Annotated in this window: 20 protein-coding genes; 17 read left to right on the plus strand and 3 right to left on the minus strand. The window is 37.0% G+C overall.

All coding sequences use genetic code 11. From position 1 onward, the window contains the following. The first annotated feature begins 15 nt into the window (after nucleotides 1-15). From accB to GMB29_RS09355, 3 genes are all read left to right on the plus strand, one after another. Nucleotides 16-498, plus strand: a complete 483-nt coding sequence (gene accB, locus GMB29_RS09345; protein WP_227551631.1) for an acetyl-CoA carboxylase biotin carboxyl carrier protein — start codon at nucleotides 16-18, stop codon at nucleotides 496-498. A 39-nt stretch (nucleotides 499-537) separates the two neighbouring features. Next, nucleotides 538-1,890 (plus strand): acetyl-CoA carboxylase biotin carboxylase subunit, encoded by a 1,353-nt coding sequence (gene accC / locus GMB29_RS09350; protein ID WP_136356585.1) that lies wholly within the window; start codon nucleotides 538-540, stop codon nucleotides 1,888-1,890. 141 nt (nucleotides 1,891-2,031) lie between these two features. Continuing rightward, complete coding sequence (locus GMB29_RS09355; protein ID WP_136356583.1) at nucleotides 2,032-2,211, plus strand: hypothetical protein; 180 nt, start codon at nucleotides 2,032-2,034, stop codon at nucleotides 2,209-2,211. Nucleotides 2,212-2,574: 363 nt separating this feature from the next. Here GMB29_RS09355 and GMB29_RS09360 read toward each other — a convergent pair whose 3' ends face one another. Then, on the minus strand, nucleotides 2,575-2,778 hold the full coding sequence (locus GMB29_RS09360) for a hypothetical protein (protein WP_136356581.1): 204 nt from the start codon (nucleotides 2,776-2,778) through the stop codon (nucleotides 2,575-2,577). Nucleotides 2,779-2,780: 2 nt separating this feature from the next. Then, on the minus strand, nucleotides 2,781-2,921 hold the full coding sequence (gene arfA, locus GMB29_RS09365; RefSeq protein WP_227551634.1) for an alternative ribosome rescue factor ArfA: 141 nt from the start codon (nucleotides 2,919-2,921) through the stop codon (nucleotides 2,781-2,783). Nucleotides 2,922-3,222: 301 nt separating this feature from the next. Between arfA and GMB29_RS09370 the strand changes: the two genes are divergently transcribed. The 12 genes from GMB29_RS09370 (at nucleotide 3,223) to licT (ending at nucleotide 21,807) form a co-directional block, all read left to right on the plus strand. Continuing rightward, entirely contained in the window at nucleotides 3,223-3,711 is a 489-nt protein-coding gene (locus tag GMB29_RS09370) for a hypothetical protein (RefSeq protein ID WP_136356579.1), read from the plus strand. Nucleotides 3,712-3,773: 62 nt separating this feature from the next. Then, a complete protein-coding gene (locus GMB29_RS09375; protein WP_136356577.1) occupies nucleotides 3,774-4,496 on the plus strand; it encodes a DUF6060 domain-containing protein in 723 nt (240 codons plus the stop codon). 328 nt (nucleotides 4,497-4,824) lie between these two features. Continuing rightward, the gene (locus GMB29_RS09380) at nucleotides 4,825-5,685 is read left to right on the plus strand and encodes a sulfurtransferase (protein ID WP_136356575.1); all 861 of its coding nucleotides are present in this window, start codon (nucleotides 4,825-4,827) and stop codon (nucleotides 5,683-5,685) included. A gap of 723 nt (nucleotides 5,686-6,408) precedes the next feature. Then, nucleotides 6,409-7,482 carry a Wadjet anti-phage system protein JetD domain-containing protein gene (locus GMB29_RS09385; protein ID WP_136356573.1) on the plus strand — a complete coding sequence of 358 codons (1,074 nt, stop codon included), beginning with the start codon at nucleotides 6,409-6,411 and terminating at the stop codon, nucleotides 7,480-7,482. Continuing rightward, a complete protein-coding gene (locus GMB29_RS09390) occupies nucleotides 7,473-8,987 on the plus strand; it encodes a hypothetical protein (protein ID WP_227551637.1) in 1,515 nt (504 codons plus the stop codon). The genes GMB29_RS09385 and GMB29_RS09390 overlap by 10 nt, the downstream gene beginning before the upstream one ends. Next, the gene (locus GMB29_RS09395) at nucleotides 8,984-9,730 is read left to right on the plus strand and encodes a DUF6063 family protein (RefSeq protein WP_136356569.1); all 747 of its coding nucleotides are present in this window, start codon (nucleotides 8,984-8,986) and stop codon (nucleotides 9,728-9,730) included. The genes GMB29_RS09390 and GMB29_RS09395 overlap by 4 nt, the downstream gene beginning before the upstream one ends. Beyond that, nucleotides 9,708-14,177, plus strand: a complete 4,470-nt coding sequence (locus tag GMB29_RS09400; RefSeq protein ID WP_136356567.1) for a hypothetical protein — start codon at nucleotides 9,708-9,710, stop codon at nucleotides 14,175-14,177. The genes GMB29_RS09395 and GMB29_RS09400 overlap by 23 nt, the downstream gene beginning before the upstream one ends. Before the next feature lie 781 nt (nucleotides 14,178-14,958). Further along, complete coding sequence (locus GMB29_RS09405; RefSeq protein WP_168733915.1) at nucleotides 14,959-15,594, plus strand: histidine phosphatase family protein; 636 nt, start codon at nucleotides 14,959-14,961, stop codon at nucleotides 15,592-15,594. Nucleotides 15,595-15,923: 329 nt separating this feature from the next. Continuing rightward, nucleotides 15,924-17,819, plus strand: a complete 1,896-nt coding sequence (locus tag GMB29_RS09410) for a beta-glucoside-specific PTS transporter subunit IIABC (RefSeq protein WP_136356561.1) — start codon at nucleotides 15,924-15,926, stop codon at nucleotides 17,817-17,819. 65 nt (nucleotides 17,820-17,884) lie between these two features. Continuing rightward, nucleotides 17,885-19,306, plus strand: coding sequence for a 6-phospho-beta-glucosidase (locus GMB29_RS09415; RefSeq protein WP_136356559.1), 1,422 nt, complete (start codon nucleotides 17,885-17,887; stop codon nucleotides 19,304-19,306). A gap of 44 nt (nucleotides 19,307-19,350) precedes the next feature. Continuing rightward, nucleotides 19,351-20,763 carry an aryl-phospho-beta-d-glucosidase gene (locus GMB29_RS09420; protein WP_136356557.1) on the plus strand — a complete coding sequence of 471 codons (1,413 nt, stop codon included), beginning with the start codon at nucleotides 19,351-19,353 and terminating at the stop codon, nucleotides 20,761-20,763. A gap of 213 nt (nucleotides 20,764-20,976) precedes the next feature. After that, nucleotides 20,977-21,807 (plus strand): BglG family transcription antiterminator LicT, encoded by an 831-nt coding sequence (licT, locus tag GMB29_RS09425; RefSeq protein WP_136356622.1) that lies wholly within the window; start codon nucleotides 20,977-20,979, stop codon nucleotides 21,805-21,807. A gap of 176 nt (nucleotides 21,808-21,983) precedes the next feature. On the opposite strand, the gene GMB29_RS09430 is transcribed toward licT, so the two are convergent. Continuing rightward, nucleotides 21,984-22,574: a TetR/AcrR family transcriptional regulator gene (locus GMB29_RS09430; protein WP_136356555.1), complete on the minus strand. Its 591-nt coding sequence runs from the start codon at nucleotides 22,572-22,574 to the stop codon at nucleotides 21,984-21,986. Between the two features lie 181 nt (nucleotides 22,575-22,755). On the opposite strand from GMB29_RS09430, the gene GMB29_RS09435 reads away from it, so the two are divergent. Both GMB29_RS09435 and GMB29_RS09440 read left to right on the plus strand, forming a co-directional pair. Then, a complete protein-coding gene (locus GMB29_RS09435) occupies nucleotides 22,756-24,249 on the plus strand; it encodes an aldehyde dehydrogenase family protein (protein WP_136356553.1) in 1,494 nt (497 codons plus the stop codon). Between the two features lie 158 nt (nucleotides 24,250-24,407). After that, nucleotides 24,408-25,994: an AMP-binding protein gene (locus GMB29_RS09440; protein ID WP_136356551.1), complete on the plus strand. Its 1,587-nt coding sequence runs from the start codon at nucleotides 24,408-24,410 to the stop codon at nucleotides 25,992-25,994. The last annotated feature ends 42 nt before the right edge of the window (nucleotides 25,995-26,036 follow it).

Here is a 26,036-nt window from a genome sequence, read left to right on the forward strand (position 1 = left end):
TAAGGGGGATTTACCATGATAAATATGAATGAAATAAAAGAAATAATGAAAACTCTTGATGAATATTCAATAAAAAAATTCAAATATGAGTATGAAGGAATGAAAGTTGAGATCGAAAAAGAAACGGATTATCCCAACCTTTCAGAAAAAGTTGAGGGAGTGCAAGCTTCTCATAAAATAAATTCAAAACCTTTAAGCGCTAAAGAAGAAGAGACGAAACATGTAGAAACAACACTCGAACAAAACGAAGTGGAAGAATATCAAATCCTATCTCCAATGGTCGGAACTTTTTATACTCGTGCGAATCCGGATGCTGATCCTTTTGTGCAGGTCGGAACAAAAGTTAACGGAGTTCAAGTGGTCTGTGTTCTAGAGGCGATGAAATTGTTTAATGAAATTCAAGCAGAAGTTAGTGGGGAAGTTGTCGATATTTTAGTAGAAGATGGACAAATTGTTGAGTACGGACAGCCTTTGATCGTAATTAAAAAAGATTCATAAGCTAAAAGATTAATAATTTGATAAAGAGGAGAAATCAACATGTTTAAAAAAGTCCTAATTGCCAATCGAGGTGAGATTGCTGTTCGTATTATCAGAGCTTGCCGGGAAATGGGAATTGAAACAGTAGCTGTTTATTCAGAAGCAGATAAGGAAGCTTTGCATGTCATGCTAGCGGATGAAGCTTATTGTATTGGCAAAACAGCTGCGAAGGACAGTTATTTGAATATCCCTAATTTAATCAGTGTGGCTACGATCACGAAAGTGGATGCGATTCACCCCGGATATGGTTTTCTTGCCGAAAACGCTGACTTTGCGGAAATATGTGCGAAATGCAATCTTGTTTTTATTGGCCCAGATCCAGAAGCGATCAACAAAATGGGGGCAAAAGCAGTAGCACGAGACACGATGAAACAAGCAGGGGTCCCAACTGTTCCCGGTACAGATGGGTTAATTGAAGATGATCGCGAAGCACTGCTGGTTGCAAGCGAAATTGGGTTTCCAGTCATTGTAAAGGCAACTGCCGGGGGCGGCGGTAAAGGCATGAGATTAGCTTATGATGAAAACGAGCTGAATAAAGCCATTCGCCAGGCTCAACAGGAAGCAGAAACGGCTTTTGGCAATCCAGGTGTGTATCTTGAAAAATATCTGGAAGAACCCCGCCATGTGGAAATTCAAATCATAGCTGATCAATACGGGAATGTCGTCCATCTAGGAGAAAGAGATTGCTCAATCCAAAGAAGGCATCAAAAGCTTGTTGAAGAGTCACCATCACCTGCTCTTAACGAAGAATTGCGAAGAGAAATGGGCGATGCCGCTGTTAAGGCAGCAGAAGCCGTTCATTATCACGGCGCTGGAACAGTCGAATTTCTTCTAGATAAACATGGCCGATTTTATTTCATGGAAATGAATACACGTATTCAAGTAGAGCATCCGGTAACAGAACTTGTCACAGGAATTGACCTTATTAAGGAACAAATTTCGGTTGCTGCAGGTTATCCACTTTCATTCAACCAAAGTGATATCCATATCAAAGGCTGGGCAATTGAGTGTCGAGTAAATGCAGAAAACCCGGCAAAAAACTTTATGCCATCTCCTGGTCAAGTGGATATGTATCTTCCACCTGGTGGTTTTGGGGTCCGTATCGACAGTGCGGTTTACCCTGGATATACCGTTTCTCCTTTTTATGATTCAATGGTCGCAAAAGTCATTGTTTTGGGGAAAGACCGGGAAGAAGCAATTGAAAAAATGAAGCGTGCTCTGAATGAGTTTATCATTACAGGAATTAACACAACGATTCCTTTTCATTTAAAATTACTGGAGCATGAGGCATTTGTAAACGGGGATTTTAATACAAAGTTTTTAGAAACGTATCAACTTGATATTGAAAAATAAAAAGTGAAGTAGTAATATGTTATATGTTTGGAATAAGAAATATATCTAAAGTTTTACGTTTCTGTAGCGATAAATATATTGTGCATTTCCCTTTAAATCTATGAAAAGGGGAAAAGTTAACTTCTAAAGGTAGGGAATTTTATGTGGGTTATAACTGTTTATTCAAAACAAACAAATACAATGTTCGAATTTGACACTGAAGAAGAGGCCAGGGCAGCTTTTGAAAAAATAAAAGGCTGTAAGGTTCTTACCGAGGTTGTTTACTATAATGATCCTTGTTTTGCTTTAGCAGGTGATCAGGATCTTTATCGTGTTGGCTGAGATTGAGGAAGCTGAAACCCAAAGGGTTTTTTTGCTTATTTAATATGTTAGTACTTAGCTTTGCTAGTGAAGAATAAATGATCCGATAAATGTAAATGCACCAAAAGTAACGGTTCCGGTTGGATGCCCGCCATTCAATGATTACACAGTAAAGCACGAATTGTACTTCGATAAAGGGCTGACAGAGCAGTTTGATTTCTCAACTGATATCTTTCAACCAATTTAAGCAGTATATGTAAAAACGATTCTAAAAACAGCAGGGGACAATGTACCAATCTTAAGAGAGATTGAATTACCTTATCGCCACGAAGCATTAGAAACAATATAAAAAGAAGGAGCAGACCATAACGGTTTTGCTCCTTTTTATTTATAAACCAATCTTAATCTATTGTATTGTCTAAGGTTGTTGTCTTTATCATAATCCAAAACCTTATCGACGATCCTAACCGCTGCATAATCTTTGTAATCTTCATCACCAGTTTTAATTTTTTCCTTAATTTCAACTGCTTTTTGTTTACAGAATTCGTTAGTGTAGTGACCAGTGAACCACAAAATACTTTTAGTCATAATTACACCACCTTTAAATTTTTACGAGAGTAAGAGCCTTTTCCTTTTTTATTCTTAACTACACGAGTTGTAGGATTGATTCCCCAAGTCATACGGCTGTTTGTCATTTCACCAATGCTTTTCTTTTTCTTATTTTTCTTCACAGCAAAACCTTCTTTCTGTAATGTTTATCAAAAGAAAAAGACAGCCGGGTGGCTGCCTTCTTCAAATGAGGGAGGAAAATAATGATAACTAGGTAATATAGATAGGCTTATTCAAGTTAATATTCACGGGAGGTGTGAAGGTGTTAAACTTGTGAGGTAACTTACATTCTTAATAAAACCCTTTGTATGAAAAAGTGCAAACTTGTACTGTAAGAAAATATTTTCTATATATTGTAAGTTTTATTCAAGCCGAATGTATTATGTATATATTACACCTTTTCTTAAAAGGGGGAAGTTTAAAATGAAAGTTGTACTAACTTTTGCAATAGCCATGCTTGCACTTACAGGATGTTCTGCATTAGCGAATGATGAAGCCAGTGAATTGAAATGGTTTAAAACCAAAGAAGAAACAATTGATCATGGCATTAAAGAAGAAAAGATGAAAAAAGAAGACATCATAGGGGAAGTTAGTGAAAACGGAGAAACATTTGTTATTTATAAGAAACAATTAGAGGAAGGCTTGGGAGTAGGAGTATCAAGCATAAGTGAACAAGATGGAAAATATGCTTGGTATGACCCTGATCAAGATGTCCTTGTTAAAAATAATAAAGTTAAAAAATATTTCTCTCAGATAAATTGGGGAACAACAACACAATCAGGAAAGAGTTTTACAATTTATATCGGAGTAAGCGAAGACCAAAGTCCTATTGTTAAAACATCAACTAGTGAAGTAAGCCCTGCAATCGACAAAAAAACCGGGATATATTTCTATATAGAGCCTACTAAATAAAGCATAAGTACCTTTACTGAATTAGACTAAAGATGTGATAATTCTGGTAAAGCAGGAAGTATATGAGAAAATATCTTAAATCGTTTCTTACTGTCTTAAGCTTAAGTATTGTTTTTCTAGTAGTATTCGCAGAGTCTTCATCAGTTGCAAAGCCAGAGGGTACTACTAAAACTGTCAAGATTGACAAGAAAAAAGCAATCTATGATGAATCACTAGGGAAGTATGTCACACCTCTTAAAGAAGTAGATGGGCAATTAGTTCCAGCTTCAACAGAAGAATATGAAACTCAAAATTCTAAGGGTGGCGAGGTTGAAACTGAAGGCCTGTATACTGATGATTCAGATGGTGGCTTTACAACGATGGATTACTATGAATACTGGAAATACTATCCGGCCACTATTAGCAAAGTGACTGGTAGCACTAGAAAGGTGACAGCAGACATAGGTTGTACTACAACTTCTTGTAGTATTTCAAAAGCCGTTAGTGTGACAATATCTGCTTCTTATAGTGTTTCAGCATCATCAGAAAGATCTGCTATTAAGGCAAACGCTGGCTTTACTTGGACTAGTAGCGCTTCTGACACTAGTACATATTCTTTCACACTTTCAAAAGGTGACACAGGATATATTGGGTTTAAGCCATACTTAAAGAAAACTTCCGGTACATTGAAAAGTATTCAAACTGGGATGGATATTTGTATAGTAAATCAGCTTACGCTTATATTCCAAGAAAAACTGCTTCGGGTGAAGCTGATGGTTATTACTACTTCGTACATTATTGATTAATAGATTAATATAGAAATAGCGGGTGTCCCTAAAAGGACGCCCTTTATCTTTAGAAAAGAGGGGTAGTTTTTGATTTCCACTCTTTCAACATAATACTAATTTAGTTGAAAGAGCATGGAATTTTTAATTTAAAAGAAATATAGTTACATTTAATTATGCTATGAAAAGTCGATTATTATATAATATTTTCAATCTAATAGTTATTTTTTGACTCTAAAAATCTTATTCACATATTAACGAAATTTGTAAAAGTTCATAGTCAAAACGATTTTAAATTTGTATACAGTCTAATGAAAGTACTAAATTAATTTAGATAAGGAGAATGGATATGCAGTATATTGTAAGTGCAGAATGGCTTGCTGGTGAAATGAAAAGAGAAAATAAAAAGCTAGTTATAGTAGATACACGATTTAATTTGAGCGAACCTGAGGAAGGGTATAAACATTATTTAGAGGGACATTTACCTGGTGCTGTTTATGTTGACCTTGAGAAACATCTTTCAGCGAAAATTGAAAAACATGGAGGGCGTCATCCATTACCCGATATAAACATATTGGCAAAAACGCTTGGTAAACTAGGAATAAGCAATGATTCCAAAGTAGTTATCTATGACGATCAAGGAGGAATGAATGCCTCACGGCTATGGTGGCTGTTAAACTACATAGGAGTACCTGATGCAGCTGTATTGGATGGGGGATGGAAAAAATGGACAAGTGAAATCAACTTATTGACGACTGTCGTTCCAAATCCTGCACCAATAACTTTACTTCCACAAATAAACAATGATTGGAAATGGGTGGATCATTTAGAAGTAAAGAAAAAGCTTAATCAAACAGACACAATCTTAATCGACTCAAGAGAGAACCCGCGTTATCTTGGCGAATTTGAACCGATTGATCCTGTAGCCGGACATATACCAGGTGCAAAGAATTATTTTTGGAAGAACGTCTTGAACGAAAAGGGAAGATGGAAGGAAAGAGAAGAGCTGATCACTCATTTTTCTGACATTCCATTATCTAAAGAAGTAATCGTTTATTGTGGATCAGGAGTTTCAGCATGTCCAAATATTTTGGGTCTCAGAGAAGCAGGATACTCTAATGTTAAGCTATACGCCGGGAGCTGGAGCGATTGGATTTCGTATCCAACTAATCCAGTTGTAGTAGGGAATGAATGGGAAAGAGATAAGTAGATTAACAAATGAATGAGGCGCATTCCTCTTATGTTGCTGATCTTTCAGAAATCGGCGATACTTTTGTAGAACATCCAATTCTAAAAGTCATTTCCTTTACAAGGGTTTATTCTCATAGGTAAAGATGTAACTTTATGCTCGAGATGTAAAGAATCGCATCAACAAAGTGCAATTTCAGGATAAAATCAAGATCCTGCTGCATATGAGGCGTTTTAAAATGACGGATATGACCAATAAAAAGCACATCACTTATTAATAGTGATGTGCTTTTCATTTGGTATTGACAGAGTCAGTTATTGACGTAAGAGAAAGCGCATTATATTTCTGTTTACCAAATTATTTTCCCAGCCTGTTTGGTGTTCCTTGTATCGTTATTCCTTTTGTATACATGTTAATCTACCAAAATCTGATGACCATCTGGATCTTTAAGGGTAAAGAAGGCTGGTCCTTCACTTGGAAACAAAGGGACGGTTCTTTTATTTTTCCAACACCATGAACCTTCCCATTTTTTTTATGATTTCCTTCCTATTTATATATCCATATTAATTTGTTAAATATTGCATTCCACTTCAGATCTTCTAGTTCTTGTTCTTGCTGATCAGCTGCTGGTCATTATATCAAAGTAATTTCATTTACAAACAATACACCAATTAGTTTATAATGAATGGTGTTCAAATTGGATAAGAGAAGTCTATATCTATTACACTATGAAGATGTAAGTAGGTGAATATCATCGATGTCATTGAAACACGGGTGAGAGGTTTTATTGAAGACATTCAACACCCTAACCAAAAAAAGAAAATAAATATAAACGATTTAGAGCTTCAGTTGCGTAAGCTTTTAGATGATTATTTTGAAATGGACGGTTATTCGTTGTTTTATCAAGCAATCGAAACATTGCAAGCGGAAGAACAATTAATTCCAATTCAAAATAATCAATACAATGGAAGAATACCAGCTCTTCCATTATTTTACTGGGTGAATACGAAAGTTCAGACAACCAAATGGGATCGCCTCGAGATGATGAAATTAAATGATCAGTTTGATTTTTCCTATTATGAACGGTATCCCCAATGGCAAACGAAAGACGAATGGGAGCGAATACTACATATATATACGTTTCTACAATCTAGTCAAGAGCGTGACATCGTGTCATTAGAAGAACGAAGCCTGGAGCTCTTCGGCCATGAAAAATTCTTAATAGATAGTGATTTATTCCCTGATGGTAAAGGCTTTTTAGCAAGAATTGGGATAACCGAAGACCAGCTGAAAGTGGTGAACTACGGAGAGCCTTTTGTATTTTGGATGAAACAAGGGAAGGAAATGAAAGATATTAAGAGAGTACTTATCGTCGAAAATCTCTCATTCTTTCATACTTCTATTAAATTATTGGAAGACAACCAACTCGATTATGAACCTGAACTTATCATTTATGGGGAAGGGACTAAAATTGAACGGAGCTTTTCCTTTTTCTTTCGAATGTTTCCGCTAAAATCCTATCTTTTCTATTACGCAGGGGATCTGGATGCTGCTGGATATGGAATCTTCATTCGACTAATCGAAAAATATCCGGATTGTAGTATTCAGCCTGCCTTGAAAATTTATCGCAAAATGCTCGATTGTCTAGAACAAAGGAATGACCAGAAAATCGGGCAAACACAAAATAGTAAATACCGTGATTTATTCTTTCAGTGGTTTACTGAAGAAGAACAAGCGCTGCTCCTGCAATTATGGCAAGAAAATAAGCGGATCCCACAAGAAGTCTTAACAATTGAAACATGGAGGAGATGGATGTGAACGAATCATGGGAAGGATTCGCCCAGCGAATGCAACGATTGAATCCACTGTTTGAGCTTGGCAGGGGAATGGAAGTAGGAGAGCTTAAGCCTCATATCCAAACGATTCTCATGCAAGTGCTTCTGGCAATCTTTTATAAAGAACTAAATGATGATGATCATAGACGAAAGATCGATATCAAGTATATGGTGGAAGACGCTATTAAGCAAATGAAGCTTTTAGCAGATGATAAGCAAATTGATCGAATGACAAGCGGGCTGTTATATCAGGGAAAAGAAGAGTATAGTAAAGCGTTTGAAGCCTTATATTACGATGAACTAAGACAATCATGGGAGACACAAACATTCCGATATGTGACAATGGATGAAGCATACACGAATTTAGAGATGGGCGGATCCATTGTTTATAAACTCACAGATGTCGCTCAGGAAATGATTTTTATGAGCAGGGAAATGGCTGAGGAATTCTCGATCACAATCGAACAACTCTATAGTATGCAGCTGATTAAAAATGGTAATTTCAGAAAAGCTACTCGAAACCTCGATCACCTCATTTCACGTGTCAACCGCTTAATGGCAAGAGAATTCACTTTCCAAAAGGAAATGATCAACAATCCTAAAATCCTATTGTTTGAAGAGGAATGGCAAAGGGCCGACAATCGTGCTGAAATTGAAAAGCAATTTGAAGAAGAAAAAAATCATTTCCGTACCATTACTAGCATGATCGAAAAAACGATACGAAGAAATGAAGAAGATGATTATATACAGAAAGAATTGATTCTTCTCCAAGAAAAAATTGGCCATACAAGGCAATTGCATGACCGTCTCGCCAAGCTGGTCATTCAGAATATTTCTTATGAGATGAAATTAAAAGCGGAAAACCCATCTTTGTTTTGGGAGACCAGCATCGTTTCCTTTCGCGAGCATTTTTATGAAAATTGGTTTAAGAAGGAAGGCGTTCAAAGTTTCGAGGTGATCGAAAGCGTGCTTTCTCCTTTATTTTCACCAAAGAACGAATTTATTTTGCCGCTTGATTGGATATGGGGCGAACAAGAATTTAATGAAACACAAGTAGCGGATCCCGTCGTTGAAGAGGAGGAAGAAGAAAGCATTCCTCGTAAGCGAGTGACAAACTGGGATTCTATTATGAAGGCTTGGAGTTATGTGTTTCAATATTTACAAACATACAGAGAGTTTTCGTTAGCAGATTTAGCTAAGCTGCCATCAGAAGTGCAGGATTTATGGTTTGAAGAATCGGAAACAATTGATTTATGGATGATGTTTGATAAAAAGCCGCTGAAGGTTCAAGTGCTGCACCGGAAGGAAGAAACAATCAGCGACGAGAGAGAGATTCTTCTTTATAAACTAATGAACGAATATCCGCAATTTCAAATGTTTGAAGGCTTGAAGATTTTTACACAGTTTGATCATCGTGCCAAGCCAATACTATGGCATCAGATGAAAATGACCCCTTTTAAAATATGTGTTCAGGAGGAGAATGGATGAATGCAGAAATAATCAAAAAAGCTTCTGCTGTCTATTTTTCGTTATTAAAAGAGAAAGTAATCGGCGAAACAAGTGAACACTTCCAGACGTATTTTGATCCGGAAGTTAGACAGACAGTTTTATTATTAGCAGATGAATCAGGGACATATATCATTGAATCACCTAGACGGATTCAATTAGTCGTCCAGCCAACAGGCTCCGTGTTTGCGACAAATTTCACCCATATGAAAGAAAAGCATCGCCAAATCGAAACAAAAAAACACTTTCATCTGATTAGTGTGGTTATTATGTCCTTTTTAGCTAGCATCGACCGCAATCAGGCTGCAAAAATCCGCACACAGCGGGAAGGGATTAGTTTCTACGCATTAGAACGCCAAGTCAACGATCTTGTGATGAATTGGGACAGTATTCTTAAAACACAACCTACCTTTGGTGAAGAAGAACGAATTGATATGAAGGAAGTTGTGACCACATGGAAATACATGGAGGTTGACACAGATGATTATGGGGTTAAAAAAGGAAATCGACGAACGAGAATCGGATTCATTACCACAGCAATGCGCTTATTAGAGTCGGAGGGGCTAATCGTCATTCTTGATCGGGACGATATTCCAAAAGCGATTCCTAAGAATGAGCTTTTTGATCGAATTGAATACTTGTATTACGATTATGATCGTTATGAAATGTTTAAAAAGTTAATGAAGACAGAGGAGGAAGAGCATGCCGAAAATCCATCGAATTAGAATTGTTGGCCTGAAGTATGATGGCATGCAAAAACAATATAAAAATACCACTTTCAATTTCCATAATGATGAGACCTCAACAAATGGCCTCATTTCGATGATGAATGGCGGTGGAAAAGGTGTGTTCCTGCAAACGATTTTCCAAATCCTAAAGCCTGGAACTTCGTGGGGAAAACAAAACAATCGTTATTATCAGCAATTTTTCTTTAATAATAAAGAGCAATTTATTCCGTATACTTTTCATGTTGTTATTCAATGGGAATTGGACGGTGGTGACCGCCGTCATCTGATCACTGGCGGAATGTTTTCAGCCGAACAGCGGATTTCGATGAGTGAAGAAAGCGAAAATGAAAAGAAAACATTGGAACAAGAAGCAAAAGTACTACCAAATATTACTTTTTATACAAGAGAATTTGAACGGAAAGAAGAGGCAGCGCTTGAGCATATTCCACTCTACGAAAATGATGAGGTTGCTGAAACCGAAAGCTTAAAGGACTATTTAAAATGGAATGGATATGACGTTTATCGAGATAACAAGAAGCATTATCGCATCCTTGATACATATGGAATTAACCGCAAAGATTGGGATATCATGAAGGACATTAACAAGGATGAAGGCGGCGTTGGGAAATACTTTGAGGGCGCTGAGGATGATCATTCTCTGTTCCAAAAACGAATCATTCCTACGATCAGTCAAGTCTTGCATCGAACGGAACAGCAAAAGAACGATCTTGTCGAGATTTTCAAGAGCCAGGCAAGTATCGCGAAGGACCTGCCTATTCTCTTAAAAAGAGAACAAGCCCATAAAGAGTTTTTAGAAGATATTGTTCCATTTGAAGAGCACTTAGATAAGGGGATACAGCATAAAGAAATTGTTCAAGCCAGTATAAAGCAAGGAAGACAATTACTCGGTGCTTTAGAACATTTGCTTCAAGCAGAAAGGGAAATGCTGCTTTCTTTAGAGCAAGACATCGAAAAATTAACGATAAAGCAAGCAGATTTACGCTATCAAAAAGACAATTTAGAGTATGCAAAAGCTCACAGAGAGATCCTGGATTGGGAAAAAAAATTAGTAGAGGAAAGGAATAAGCATCATTCTTTACTTGAGATTGTGAAGGATAAACAAGAACGTAAAGAACAGCTATCCTTTCAAACGTTACTAAAAGAGTGGAGTGAAAATGAACAAAGTATTCGCTCTCTTTCCCAGCAGATCGCGACATTGGAACAAAATAGCGGCTTAGAGCAAGTGAATCAAAGAATGGATGAAATCAAAATAGAAGCGGTAAAGCAATGGAAGCATGCTTATCAATTACTCCAAGAGGCGATTAAACAGTATGTTGGCTATCAAAAGTACTTAAAGAAAAAAGGAACGGAGCTGTCTGTGCAGGACAAACAAAAGACAAAAGACATTGCTCAAGCTGCTACGGAAATCGACGTTCTTTATACAAAAATGCAAGCCTTTGAGACGAAGGAAGAGGCACTTATCAAAGAATTTGGTGACCGATTAACCTATGACTTAAAGGGTTTGGTCGAGAGTCTCTTGACACAAATTGAAAACAAAAAGACGATGTTAGAAGAACTGCGGGCAAAAGAGAAAGTAACTAGTGAAAAGCAACATGAATTGGCCACATCACATGGTACACTTGTCCAATCCATTCAGTTTTCAGAAGAAAAATTGGAACAGTTAAACGACGCAAATGAAAAGCAAAAGCAAAAAGAATCCAAACTAGTCGATAAGCTTCATGGGTTAATAGATGATGTTACTGAGCCGTTAACCCAAGCGCTTCTTTCGAAGTATTCCCTCAAGATTGAAGATTTACTGAACGAAAACCGAAAGCAAGGGGAACAAATCAAAAAAGAACTTTGGGAAACACAACTCGACCATTCATTAAATGATGAGCCCTTCTGGATTGCCAATAAAGATATCAAGGAATTAAAGGAATGGATCGATGAGAAGACGGGCATTGATGTGTTTTATGGAACACAATTTCTTCAATCCTTGCGTGCAGAGGAAATGGCGAACTTATCTTTGACATATCCGCTGCTTCCATACGGGTTAGTCGTAAGCAGGCAGCAATGGCAAAAAATTAATCAGCAGGTTCTTGCAGGAAGAATGTATAAAAGTCCTGTTCCGATTTTCATGCGTGAGGAAATGAACCATGAACATCACCCATCATCTTTTGTGATAATAAACGGAACAGAAAAAGAGCTATTAACAGATAAAAACCATTTCACAAACTGGAAAATAAAGATTACGAAACAAATAGAAGAAAAGAAAGATACACTCATTGAAATTGAAAAAACAGAAACTTCGTTGCGACGTATATTAAAAGAAATCGATCGATTTTTATCAAGCGATCTTTCAAGTGAAATCTTAAAAGCGTTAGATCAGGAACAGAATGCGCTCGTGTCGAAGAAAACGAAATTACAGGAGATCACAACACAACAACAAAAAGAAAAAGAATTACAGCTTCAGTTAAAAGAACAAAGACAAAAAACAAAGCAAAGAATCGACAACCTTACCAAAGATGTACAAACAATCGAGGCTTTTGAACGTGAAAAAACGCTTTATCAAGAAAATAAACGAGTGAAACAAGAGAAAGAGAAACAAAAGGAAGCCTTGGTCACCCAGCAGCAAGAAATTGGAAAAGAGCACCAACATTTCGTTGACCAGCAAAACACGTGGAATCAAACGTATGTAGAATGGAAGCTTACGACTGAACAAACGATAAAGGAGATCGCCTTCTTTATAGAGGACGTGTTTTTTCCTGCTGATGAACATGCGGATCCATCTGAAGAGATCCCACGCTTATCACTCCATTTATTAGAAGAGATCAATGGAAGTATTGAAGAGTTAAAACAGCTCCAAAAATCAAAAGAAGTACAAGCTAGAGAACTTCTCGTTATTCAAGCAAAAAAAGAAACTGAACAAAAACAGCAAAAGAAATTAGAGAAAAAACTGGGTGTTCTTAATAAGGATTGGAAGAATGCACACGAACCAGATGAACCAATCAGTATATTAGAAAATATGCTGCAAACCGCACAAAAGGAAACAAAGGCAGCGGAAAAAGAAGAACGCGAACAAGGAACGGCCGTAACAGTAGCCGAAACGTCCTTAAAACATGCTACCGAACAGCGTGACAAGCTAGGAAAAAAAGTGGCAAAGCATGAAAAACAGCCTGAAAAATGGGAAGATCTTGACTTAGAAGTAAAGGCTGTCGAAATTAAAGATCAAACGAAACGAACGAAAGATGAAGGTAAGCAGACGGAGAAACGTCAAAAAGAAACAGAAACAACTATTACTGGGTATGAAGGAGATCTGTTAACCTTATCAGTTATCCTAAAAGAAGAAGCTGCAGCATTTACGGAACATGATGTAGAAAAAATTAAAAACCAAGGAAAAAGATGTATCTTATCCTGGTGTGAAGAACATCAAAGTATTCAGGAAGAAAGCCAAGAGAAACATGCGAAAATCGAACAATCCCTGCGCAATTTAAAGCTCACGATTGAAGGGAAAGATTGGGAGATTCGTTTTAAAAATGAAGTATTAACAACACTAGATCATATCGATACAAGGCACTATACACATATTCAAAGCATTGTTAAAAATATGAAGCGTTTTTCACAAAGTGGCTTGGAGCAATTAGAACGCGACAAAGAAAGGGCAGAGAATGCTCAAAACTTCTGGGCCAGCCGTGCCAGCATGAAAGTGATGAGTATTTCAGAGGCGATTCGCTCAATGATTGCGAAAATGAAGCTAAAAAATGAACGAGGCTCCTTTCAGCTCGTCCAGCTCAAAGAAGACATCTTACCTAAAAAGGCGGAAGAAATTGAACCACTGCTGAAGCAGCATTTCGTCATGGCCATTAACAAAATCACGAAACAATTTGAACGGATTGATGATCATAACCGAGAATTAGACCAAGAAATAAACCAACTCATTAGTGATGAGCAAATTTTATTCGTCTCGCTCAGGAATCGCTATCCTGAGCTCCTCGTCTATAATATGCGAACAGATAATGCCTTTATGTACGGGAAACCGAAAAGAGAGCATTATTCAACCTGGCAGACAATTAATCAAGGTTCGAAGACAAAATCCGATGGGAGCGGAGGGCAAAAGCTATCAGCCCGAATGGTGATGATGATGATGTTACTATCCGTAAAAGGCGAAACCGATCACAGCTGGGTTCCTTTAGTCTGTGATAATCCATTCGGACAAGCTGCATCTGCACATGTACTAGATCCGATCTTCGCAGTTGCCGAAAAACTAAAGTTTCAATTCATCGTCGTCACTCCGCCCGAACTGGTAAAAACAGAAATCAGCCAAAGGTTTGACGCTTATTATAAATTGGACTTCATTCGTGAAAAAGGAAAAGAAATTGTTTCGGACACGATTGTACCTGCATTTCGGATTTTTCAAGGGGAGGAAGTTAGTCAGGGAAGGTAACCGGGTTGCTGAACTAGGTGCAGGCGTAAAACTAGAAGGAAACAGGCCGAAATATTTGGCTAAAGCAGTAGCTGATGTATTGGAGTATCTAACATACCTGGAAAATGCGCAGAAACTTTCTGAAGACTTTCGAAATGCGGACGGTGCTGTAGAAGCAGCCGGTGTGATCTTGGCTAAAATAGTGGAGCAATCTTAATAGATTGGTATCCTATTTAGAAACTAGAGTAGCTCTTTGGTTGGGTGTTCTCGTACATGTAGTTATTCCTCATTCTTTAATATTTCAGACGACATGCTAATGATTAATTTGCAAGTTTGGTATTGTTCATCATATCTTTTAGAGACGAAAAATACTCACCTTGAGCGTTGAAGTACAATAGGGTGAGTTATTTACATTAACACCTTGATCCCTTTGAAGGGAACCTGCTAATATACGACTGTTTGGTGTTCCCGCACCGAACAGTCTTTTTTAGTTTATGCTTTTTCTACTATTACTTTAGATGGAAAGGTATGTGGGGAATTAAGAGAATTTCAGCCAGATTGCATTGTGTCAGATTCCATATGCTTTTGGGGGAAATTATTTGAAAAGTGATTGGGAACTGTACTGTAAGTCTTTAAAACTTGAAATAGTGTGATAGTAGAGCATCAAAGGTAATGATTAGAAACAGTCTTGCTATGATAAAATAGTAAGACCGTTTTTATTAGTTAAGAAAGACTTACATAGATATTCCAGAGAGATATGCTAAGATACTAATGAGATATCAAAAAAAGGACGTGTTCAATCGTGATTAGTGAAAACAAGGTAACTCTCTATTTTGTTCGACATGGAGAAACGCAATATAATGTTGAAAGACGAATGCAAGGTTTTTGTGATTCTCCACTAACTGAAAAAGGAATTTTACAGGCAAAGTCTGTTGGAAAAGGTTTATCTAACATCCCTTTTATTGCGGCTTATTCAAGTGACAGCCAGCGGGTTCAAGACACTGCGAAGTATGCAATCGGTGATAGAGATATTCCGTTAGTCATTGATAAAAGACTAAAGGAGATGAATTTTGGTGTATTAGAAGCTTTACTTGAAGATGAAATTCCGAAATTACATGGTGATGCACTTGAGAAATTATTCAGCCTTGATATAAATGCATCTGCCCCTGAAGGTGAATCTTATGCACAGCTTTTCACACGAACAGAAGAAGCTGTAAAAGAAATAGTTGAAAAACATGCTTCAGAAGGTGGAAATATTCTCATCTTTTCACACGGAGTCACGATCGGAAATTACATCATTCAGGTAACAAAAAGTAAAGAATTTCAAGTACATGAAAACTGTAGTGTTTCAGTTATTAGTTATGAAAATGGTCAATTAAATGTTGAAAAAATTGCTGATACTTCTTATAGAAATGAAGGCAGTAAACAATTGACGTAAAAATCTTTTTGTCATATGAATGGAGGGTAGATCTTCCTATCTAGTCTCTGTTTTTTATATTTCAAGAAGATAGATAGATTAATATTTTGATACAAAAAGACTATCATTTTATAAAGAATCAAAAAAGAAAGCGTTGACATTATTGTTTTACCATGATAAATTACATATAACAAATGAATAATAAATATTCCGTTGAAGGAATGTTACCTTAAGTGGGCATAACCTGGACTGAATAGATGCACATTATTGCGATCGCGATAAGCAATTGTGCTATCTATTTGGCTCAGGTTTTTTATTTGTCTAAAACATGAAGAAAGAAGGGACAACTCATGAAATATGAGCAGTTGGCTAAAGATATTATTTTTAATGTCGGCGGAAAAGAAAACGTTTACAGTATCGTGCATTGTATAACTAGATTACGTTTTAAATTAAAAGATGAATCAAAAGCAAATACAGAAGTTTTAAAAAATATGGATGGTGTTGTCACTGTCATGCAGAGCGGGGGACAATATCAAGTCGTAATTGGAAATCATGTCCCAGATGTATATAAAGCTGTTCTTGAAGTAAGCGGATTACAAGCGCAAACTCCAGTTGATGAAGAAGAAAAACAAAAAGCTAGCTTCATCGATATTATTTCAAGTATATTTACACCTGTTCTTGGTGTATTAGCAGCAACAGGGATGATTAAAGGTTTTAACGCTCTATTTATAGCAATGGGTTGGTTGGAGTCAACATCAGGAACATATCAAATTTTAAATGCAATTGGTGACTCACTATTTTACTTCTTCCCAATTTTCTTAGGATATACAGCGATTAAAAAGTTTGGTGGAAGCCCATTCATCGGGATGGCGATTGGAGGATCACTCGTTTATCCTACTTTATCTGGATTAACAGCAGGTGAACCACTTTACACATTATTTGCAGGCACAATGTTTGAATCACCAATCCATATTACATTTTTAGGTATACCAGTTATCTTAATGAGTTATGCATCATCTGTTATTCCAATTATCCTTGCAGCTTATTTCGCATCTGTAGTTGAAAAACGTTTAAGGAAAATCATTCCAGATGTCGTAAAAGCATTCTTAGTACCAATGTTTACATTACTAATTGTTGTACCGCTCACATTTATCATTATTGGACCAATTTCAACATGGGCGGGAAGCTTATTAGGACAGGGAACACTTTTCATTTATAACTTAAGCCCAATCATCGCAGGAATTTTTGTTGGTGGTCTATGGCAGGTATTAGTCATCTTTGGTCTTCATTGGGGTCTTGTACCAATTGCAATTAACAATATTACAACAATGGGCCAAGATCCGATTTTAGCTACAACTATGGCAGCTTCATTTGCACAAATTGGTGCGGTTCTAGCTGTTTATTTAAAAACAAAGCAACAAAAATTAAAAACTTTAAGTATTCCGGCATTTATTTCTGGCATCTTTGGTGTAACAGAGCCAGCAATTTACGGTGTTACATTACCACTTAAAAAGCCATTTATTATCAGCTGTATCGGGGCTGCTATCGGTGGAGGAATTATTGGAGCTGCCGGCACACAACTTTATATGGTTGGCGGTATGGGCGTATTTTCTGTCCCATCATTTATTAGCCCAGCTGACGGAATTACATTCGGTTTATGGGGAGCACTTATCTCATTCGTAGCAGCATTTGGCTTAGCTTTCATTTTTACGTATCTATTCGGAATGGGCAAAGGTAAAAGCGAGGCAACAAATTCTGCTCAAAACGAAGCTGCAGCAGCAAGAGCAACAGCTGTTGCAACAGAAGAAATCGCAAGCCCATTAAAAGGTGAAGTTAAGATCTTATCTGAAATTAAAGATGAAGCGTTTGCATCTGGAGCACTTGGTGATGGTGTAGCGATTGAACCAACTGAAGGAAAGTTAGTCGCACCAGCTTCCGGTATAGTTACAGCACTTTTCCCAACAAACCATGCGATTGGGATTAAAACAGATCAAGGAGCTGAGATTTTAATCCACATTGGTATGGATACAGTGAGACTTGGTGGGAAACATTTTTCATCTCATACTAGCCAAGGTGCACGAGTAGAAAAAGGACAGTTATTAATTGAATTCGATATTAAGCAAATTAAAGCGGAAGGATTACCTGTTACAACGCCAATTGTGGTAACGAATTATAAAGATTTTAACTTACAAAAAACAAGCGAAAAACAAATGAACTTTGGAGATCAATTGTTTCAATTAATCTAGAAGTTATGGACAATTGGAGGAAAGATACGGTTTCTTTCCTCCTCCAATTGAAAGGAGAGTAACAAATGACATTTCCAAAAGGATTTTTATGGGGCGGTGCCATTGCAGCAAATCAAACAGAAGGTGCCTATCTTGAAGATGGTAAAGGATTAACAACAGTTGATTTACTTCCAACTGGTGAAAAGCGTTGGGATATTATGTTTGGGAATCTTCCTTCTTTTCAACCACTTGAAGGTGAATTTTACCCCTCACATGAAGCGATCGATTTTTACCATCGCTATAAAGAGGATATTGCGCTTTTTGCAGAAATGGGCTTTAAGGCTTTACGTGTATCGGTGTCATGGGCACGTATTTTTCCAAATGGAGATGACCATCAGCCAAATGAGGCTGGCCTAACATTTTATGACAATTTATTCGATGAATTATTAAAATATGACATCGAACCAGTCGTGACAATTGCTCACTTTGATATACCCGTTCATTTAGTAAAGAATTATGGAAGCTGGCGAAATCGTAAGCTTGTTTCATTATTTGAAGCGTATGCTGCAACGCTTTTTAAACGTTATAAAGACAAAGTGAAATACTGGATGACGTTTAATGAAATCAATATGCTTTTACATTTACCATTTGTAGGAGCAGGCCTTGTTTTCAATGAAGGAGACAATAAAAAACAAATTCAATACCAAGCAGCACACCATCAGTTGGTTGCTAGTGCACTTGCTGTTAAAGCATGTCATGAAATTAGTCCAGGGGCTAAAATTGGTTGTATGTTAGCGGCAGGTATGACTTATCCATATTCTTGTAACCCAGAGGATGTATGGGATGCGATGGATAAAGACCGTGAATCCTTTTTCTTCATTGATGTTCAATCACGAGGAGAATATCCAGGATATGCAAAAAGATTCTTTAAAGACCATAACTTAATAGTTGAAATGGAAGAAGGAGACGAAGAGCTCTTGAAAAACCATACAGTCGACTATGTTGGATTTAGCTATTATGCAAGCCGAGCGACAAGCACAGATCCAGAAATCAATAATATGACAGCAGGTAATGTGTTTGGCTCAATTGAGAATCCTTATTTAGAAAAATCTGAGTGGGGATGGACGATTGATCCTAAGGGATTCCGAATTACTGCGAATCAATTATATGATCGCTATCAAAAACCATTATTCGTTGTGGAAAATGGGTTAGGGGCTGTGGATCAGCTTACATCAGACGGAAAAGTGAATGACGACTACCGTATTGAGTACATGAAAAAGCATGTTGAAGAAATGTCTGAAGCAATTAAAGATGGTGTTGAAATCATTGGCTACACGAGCTGGGGCCCAATTGATATTGTTAGTGCATCATCTGGTGAAATGAAAAAACGTTATGGTTATATATATGTTGATAAAGATAATCATGGACAAGGAACACTTGCTAGATCAAAAAAGAAAAGCTTTGATTGGTATAAAAAAGTAATCGAAAGTAACGGAGAAGTTCTCTAATTATTATACAGGTTGACTATATAAAAATTTGAAAGGTGATACGAATGAATACAAACACAAGAAAATTTCCAGAAGGATTTTTATGGGGAGGAGCAGTCGCTGCTAACCAATTAGAAGGTGCTTATAAAGAGGATGGAAAAGGTCTTTCAACGGCTGATGTTTCTCCAAATGGAATTATGAGTCCGCCAGATTTCTCATTGGAGCAATTTAACTTATATCATGACGCAATTGATTTCTACCACAAGTATAAAGAAGATATTGCATTATTTGCAGAAATGGGATTTAAGGCATTTCGTTTCTCCATCTCTTGGACACGATTATTTCCGAATGGTGATGAAGTAGAGCCAAATGAAAAAGGGCTTCAATTTTATGACAATATGATTGATGAACTGTTAAAACATAAAATTGAACCAGTTATTACGATTTCACACTATGAAATGCCAGTAGGCTTAGTGAAAAACTATGGTGGATGGAAGAATCGTCAATTAGTAGAGTTCTATGAACGATTAGCAAAAACCATCTTTACTCGTTTTAAAGACAAAGTAAAATATTATATGACATTTAATGAAATTAACGTTCTGTTACATGCACCGTTTACAGGTGGAGGACTATTATTTGAAGATGGACAAAAAAATGAACAAGATATTTACCAAGCGGCACACCATCAATTTTTAGCAAGTGCGCTTGCAGTAAAAGCAGGTCATGAAATCATCCCTGGCTCACAAATTGGATGCATGATTGCTTCTATGGTTACGTATCCATACACGTCAAAGCCTGAGGATATGTTTGCGGCTCTTACACAAGATCGTAAAACATTATTCTTCTCAGATGTTCAATCAAGAGGGAAATATCCAACTTATATGTTGAATTACTTCAAAGACAAAAATATTCAAATAGAAATGGCTGATGGAGATTTGGAGCTCCTTCAAAATCATACAGTCGACTATATTGGATTTAGCTATTACATGTCATTTGTGGCTAGCACAGCTCCTGAGCATCAAGATGAAAAAACAGCTGGAAACCTGCTTGCTGGTGTGAAAAACCCATATTTGAAAGCTTCAGAATGGGGCTGGCAAATTGATCCTGTGGGATTAAGAACAGTTTGTAACCAACTTTATGATCGTTATCAAAAACCACTTTTCATCGTTGAAAATGGACTTGGTGCCGTGGATAAAGTCGAAGAAGATGGCTCGATTCAAGATGATTATCGAATTGAATACCTTGATGCCCATATTCGAGAAATGAAAAATGCGATCGGTGATGGTGTTGAAATTATGGGATACACATCATGGGGCCCAATTGACCTTGTGAGTGCGTCAACTGCTGAGCTTAGAAAAAGATATGGCTTCATCTATGTAGATCGCGATAGTGAAGGAAAAGGTACGAACAACCGATATAAAAAGAAAAGCTTTGATTGGTACAAAAATGTGATTGCAACAAATGGGGAAGACTTTTAAAAGGAATGATGGTGAGGAAAGCTCAAGGAGAGAGCTTTCCTTCTTCTCTTAAAAAAAAACAGGCTTTGTCCTATAAGCTTTTACCATGATAAATTGGTGTCTACTAGAAGAAAAGGAACCGAATAAACCGTATAATATACTGTAATATAAAGAGATTATAAGAGAAAGACTGTTTTAAAAATGAACGCCATTAAACATGATTTAGGTGATCGTATGAAAATAGAAAAAGTCTATAACAATAATGTCGTAAGTGCTTTTAATGCAGAAAATATAGAGCTGGTCGTCATGGGGAAGGGTCTTGCTTTTCAAAAAAAACCTGGTGATGAAATAGATGAAGAAAAAATAGAAAAAGTCTTCACTCTAAAAAACAATGATCTATCAGAGCGGTTTAAAACGCTACTATATGAAGTGTCACTTGAATTAATGGAAGTAGCAGAAGAAATCATAAAATTAGCAAAAGGAAAGCTAGGAAGAGAATTAAACGATAGTATCTATATTTCATTAACCGACCATATTAATTTTGCAATAGAAAGAAACAAAAAAGGCCTTAATATCAAAAATGCATTATTATGGGAGATCAAGAAATTATATAAAGATGAATTCTCTCTTGGATTAAAAGCTCTAAGCATGATTCAGGAAAAGCTGGATGTCACACTTCCAGAGGATGAAGCAGGCTATATCGCCATGCATATTGTGAATGCAGAGCTAAATGAAGAAATGCCTAATATTGTAAATATTACAAAAACGATGCAAGACATCCTTAAAATCGTCAAATATCACTTTGGCATCGACTTTAATGAAGAGTCATTAAATTTCTTTCGATTCGTTACCCATTTAAAGTTTTTCGCACAAAGGTTGTACAGTAAAACGTACATGCAAAGTGATGATGACTTCCTTTTTGAAGCTGTAAAAAACAAGCATAAAGATGCTTTTGAATGCACCGAAAAAATAAACGACTATGTAAAAAGAAAATTTGACTATGAATTAACGAATGATGAGAAATTATATTTAACGGTTCATATTGAAAGAGTTGTAAATCGGTGAGGTTAAAGTAGCTCTAGGAGGCGCATGAAGGTTATCCCATGCGCCTATACTATTCTGATCTAATTTCCCGTTTTTTTCTCAGGACTCCATAGAAAAAATGATTTTAAAGCGGAATCCTTCAATCACAGAATAGTAGATTTATATAAAGATATAACAGTAGATTTAAAGGATGATCGTTACTTTTTAATATACACCTTCTTCGTATAAAACGTAGCAATCTTAACAATCTGTTCTGCCATATAATCCCTTGAGTGATGGAAGTCATGCAGGATCCATTCTAATATGATGCCAATGATTCCGCTGACACGATATGTATAAAAAAGCTCGATGTCAATGTTTGAGTCTACATCATTTGCAGTGAAGTCAATATCTTCCCTAAAGTGTTTTTTCATCGTATCAATCATTTTATCCCGGAAGTTATGATTAATATTTCCTCCCAGCATGATTTGATAAAATTCTTTGTATTCGATAAAGTGATCAAATAATGCGATTGTGGAAAGCTCTAATATGTTTACTTCCTTATCATAATTCATATATCCATGTCGAAAGGCTTTATGTAACTCATCAAACACATCATCAATGATTTCTTCTAATAAATCTTCCTTTTGTTCGTAGTGAAAATAAAAGGTTCCTCGATTATAGCCAGCTTCTTTTACGATTTCCGTTATCGTAATCTCGTCAAAGTGTTTTTTCTTAAGTAAAGTTAATAGGGTGTGCTTAAATAATTTTTTTGAGCGTACGACCTTTTTACTTGCCGTATTGTCCATTATCATACCCTCTTTCCAAGAAAATTGTTCTCTATTATACAATATATACGAATGTGTTAAGTTTTGTACAATTTTTACTATTTTGACTATTGGAAACGCTTTCGAACATTTTTATAATGAATGTACAAACAGGATATTTGCTTATGTTCATGTTTCTCATTATGAAAAGGGGGAATTCGTAATGTCCACTTTAATTGCATTAAATTCAAAGGCGATTCAGTTTACCGCAAAACCGTTAAAAATGTTGATTGGCGGCAGGTGGGTAGACGCCATTTCTGGGAAACGAACAGAAATTAGAAATCCAGCTACTGGTGAATTAATTACGACGGCTGCTGAAGGAGACAAAGAGGATGTTGATCTTGCCGTTGCAGCGGCGCGTAAAGCGTTTGAAGAAGGTCCCTGGCCGAAAATGAAACCAAATGAACGAGCAAGGCTTATTCTTAAATTAGCCGATTTAATCGAAGAAAACGCTGAGGAGTTAGCTCATTTAGATACGCTTGATTACGGACAGCCGGTATCATTAACAAGAGGATTTGCAGCAGCTGCAGCCGATAATTTTCGTTATTATGCTGGGTGGGCAACGAAAATAACAGGAGAAACGATTCCTTCCTCGACACCAGGAAACATTTTCAACTATACCATTCGTGAACCAATTGGCGTTTGTGCAGGAATTGTTCCGTGGAATGCACCATTAATGAATGCGATTATGAAAATCTCTGCACCACTTGCGGTCGGAAATACGGTGATTGTAAAGCCGTCTGAAGAAACGCCGATTAGTTTGCTGCGATTTGCTGAACTTGTACAAGAAGCAGGATTCCCAGATGGTGTTGTCAACATTGTCACTGGCTACGGTACAACTGTAGGTGCTGCTTTAGCATCACACACAGATGTCGATAAAATTGCCTTTACGGGTTCAACAAGTGTCGGTAAACAAATCATTCAAAATAGTGCTGTGAACATAAAAAAAGTAACACTTGAACTAGGCGGTAAATCAGCACATATTATTTTTGCTGATTCAGATTATGAAATAGCTCTAGCCAATGCAGCGAACTCTATCTTCTTTAACTCAGGTCAAGTTTGTTTTGCCGGTTCAAGGCTATATATTGAAAATAGCATTTACGATAAATTTTTAGCTGACTTAGCTGAGTACTCAAAAAATTATAAAGTAGGCAATGGATTTGATAAGGATACCGTTATTGGACCGCTAATTTCATCGAAACAAAAAGAATGTGTCTTAAACTATTTGGATATCGGACTGAAAGAAGGAGCTGAAATGCTGATCGGCGGTGATGCAAGAGAAGCTGATTTAGCAAATGGCCATTTTGTCAAACCAACTGTTATGGCGAACGTACATAACGAAATGACGATTGCAAAAGAGGAGATTTTTGGTCCAGTTGTTTCAGCTATGCCATTTAATGATATCGATGATGTAATTAAACAAGCAAATAATACGGTTTATGGATTGGGCGGAGGAATTTGTACAACAGATATCCGCAAAGCTCATAAAGTAGCTCATGCGCTGCGAACAGGGAATGTTTGGATCAACACGTACAATATTACAGAACCTGGTTCACCTTTTGGAGGCTATAAACAAAGCGGACTAGGTAGAGAAAACGGTGCGGCTTCGATTGATATGTATACAGAGATTAAAAATATTTGGGTGAATTTGGAATGAAAATAATGTTAACATCTAGCAGTTTAGTTTACTTCCCGTTAAGAATGGGAAATGAAGGATCCTTCCTCGGGTACTCTTTTTATAGATACCCGAGGTGTTAAAAATCGCTATCTCGTAAATTGAAAACTTAATAAATGCTAGTTTCATAGGAGGCTGAAATGTATAGCGGAATCGAAACCTTTGGTGAAATTGTTAAGAATCGTGCTCTACTAAAACCGAACGTATGTTTTGTTAAGTTTGAAAACGATGAACTAACATATAGCGAGTATCATCGCGGGGGTAATAAAGTTGCTAATATTATGTCGTCTCTAGGTCTTGCAAAGAGCGATACGTGTGCAATTATGCTGCCGAATTGTCCGGAATTTTTAGTTGCATGGTTAGGGCTTGCACGACTTGGCGTTATTGAGGTTCCAATTAATAGTGCTTATAAAGGTGATTTGCTTGCCAATATCCTAAACAAGGCAAAATGTAAGGCGCTCGTCATTTCTTCACAATGGGTTGACCGAATAAAGGAACTATCCCCTGAACTCAACCATCTTCGCCACGTTTTAGTAGTTGGTGGGAAGGAAGAGGTGGAAGACGGCCGAATGACTTGGTATTCCTATGAAAATCTTATGTCTCATGCAAATGAAGCTGAAATAGATGTTGAAATTAAACCTAGTGATCCATCTCTTATTCTATTTACCTCAGGCACGACAGGTCCGTCTAAAGGTGCGATTCTTACACATCGTGCGAATTTTAGTCTTGCCAGGACTGCTTGTGACCTTATGAATTATGGACCTGACGATCGTTTATATACCGTTTTTCCTTTATTTCACGTTAATGCACGTTATACCACGATTCTTGTTGCATTACTTGCCGATTGTGATGTTGTCATGCATAATCGCTTTTCTGCCTCGAATTTTTGGGATATTTGCCGGAGAGAGCAAATCACTTGCTTTAATTACATGGGATCGCTTCTTACGATTTTGATGAAGCAGCCAGAACGGCCGGATGATGCAGATAATCCTGTGCGGATGATTCAAGGTGCGCCTGCACCACTGGAAATCTATGAGGATTTTCAAAAACGATTCAATGTGAAAATCACAGAAGCATATGGTTCAACAGAAGTTGGATTAGCAGCAGTCAATCGTGCAGACTCATTTCGTAAAGGATCTTGTGGGAAAGCTGTTCCAATCTATGAGGTTGAGATTCACGATGACAATGATGAACAATGCCCGCCTGGCATAACAGGTGAAATTGTTGTCCGCCCTAAGGAGCCTTGGGTTTTGTTCTCAGGATATTATGGTATGCCTGTTGAAACGGTAAAATCATGGGAAAATCTATGGTTTCACACAGGTGACAGCGGTTATATGGATGAAGATGGATATTTCTACTTTGTCGATCGGAGAAAGGATGTTGTGAGGAGACGAGGCGAAAACATTTCATCCTATGAAATTGAACGTGTTTTAAATAAACATCCGAAAATTCTTGAATCTGCAGTCATCGGTGTACCATCAGAACTTTCAGAGGAAGAAGTACTTGCTGTTGTAAATGTGAAAGACGAGGAAGTTCTTTCACCTGAGGAATTACTTGATTTTTGCCAGTCCCGTATGGCTCATTTCTCTGTCCCGCGATATGTCCGCTTTGTTAAAGAGCTGCCTAGAACACCTTCACAAAGAGTCGAGAAATATAAGCTTAGAAAAGAAGGTGTGACAGAAGATACATGGGATCGTGAATTTACTAGCTATAAAGTTATTCGTTAATCAGTTTTTATAAACATACTAAACTATGAGTGTCAAATGGGG

Origin of the sequence: Metabacillus sediminilitoris, assembly GCF_009720625.1 — a bacterium.
GTDB classification, from domain to species: Bacteria; Bacillota; Bacilli; order Bacillales; family Bacillaceae; genus Metabacillus; species Metabacillus sediminilitoris.

Bases quoted from the DNA above. Each gene is read 5' to 3' on its own strand.
- accB (WP_227551631.1), top strand. From the start codon at position 16: ATGATAAATATGAATGAAATAAAAGAAATAATGAAAACTCTTGATGAA.
- accC (WP_136356585.1), top strand. From the start codon at position 538: ATGTTTAAAAAAGTCCTAATTGCCAATCGAGGTGAGATTGCTGTTCGT.
- GMB29_RS09355 (WP_136356583.1), top strand. From the start codon at position 2,032: ATGTGGGTTATAACTGTTTATTCAAAACAAACAAATACAATGTTCGAA.
- GMB29_RS09360 (WP_136356581.1), bottom strand. From the start codon at position 2,778: ATGACTAAAAGTATTTTGTGGTTCACTGGTCACTACACTAACGAATTC.
- GMB29_RS09370 (WP_136356579.1), top strand. From the start codon at position 3,223: ATGAAAGTTGTACTAACTTTTGCAATAGCCATGCTTGCACTTACAGGA.
- GMB29_RS09375 (WP_136356577.1), top strand. From the start codon at position 3,774: ATGAGAAAATATCTTAAATCGTTTCTTACTGTCTTAAGCTTAAGTATT.
- GMB29_RS09380 (WP_136356575.1), top strand. From the start codon at position 4,825: ATGCAGTATATTGTAAGTGCAGAATGGCTTGCTGGTGAAATGAAAAGA.
- GMB29_RS09390 (WP_227551637.1), top strand. From the start codon at position 7,473: ATGGATGTGAACGAATCATGGGAAGGATTCGCCCAGCGAATGCAACGA.
- GMB29_RS09395 (WP_136356569.1), top strand. From the start codon at position 8,984: ATGAATGCAGAAATAATCAAAAAAGCTTCTGCTGTCTATTTTTCGTTA.
- GMB29_RS09400 (WP_136356567.1), top strand. From the start codon at position 9,708: ATGCCGAAAATCCATCGAATTAGAATTGTTGGCCTGAAGTATGATGGC.
- GMB29_RS09410 (WP_136356561.1), top strand. From the start codon at position 15,924: ATGAAATATGAGCAGTTGGCTAAAGATATTATTTTTAATGTCGGCGGA.
- GMB29_RS09415 (WP_136356559.1), top strand. From the start codon at position 17,885: ATGACATTTCCAAAAGGATTTTTATGGGGCGGTGCCATTGCAGCAAAT.
- GMB29_RS09420 (WP_136356557.1), top strand. From the start codon at position 19,351: ATGAATACAAACACAAGAAAATTTCCAGAAGGATTTTTATGGGGAGGA.
- licT (WP_136356622.1), top strand. From the start codon at position 20,977: ATGAAAATAGAAAAAGTCTATAACAATAATGTCGTAAGTGCTTTTAAT.
- GMB29_RS09430 (WP_136356555.1), bottom strand. From the start codon at position 22,574: ATGGACAATACGGCAAGTAAAAAGGTCGTACGCTCAAAAAAATTATTT.
- GMB29_RS09435 (WP_136356553.1), top strand. From the start codon at position 22,756: ATGTCCACTTTAATTGCATTAAATTCAAAGGCGATTCAGTTTACCGCA.
- GMB29_RS09440 (WP_136356551.1), top strand. From the start codon at position 24,408: ATGTATAGCGGAATCGAAACCTTTGGTGAAATTGTTAAGAATCGTGCT.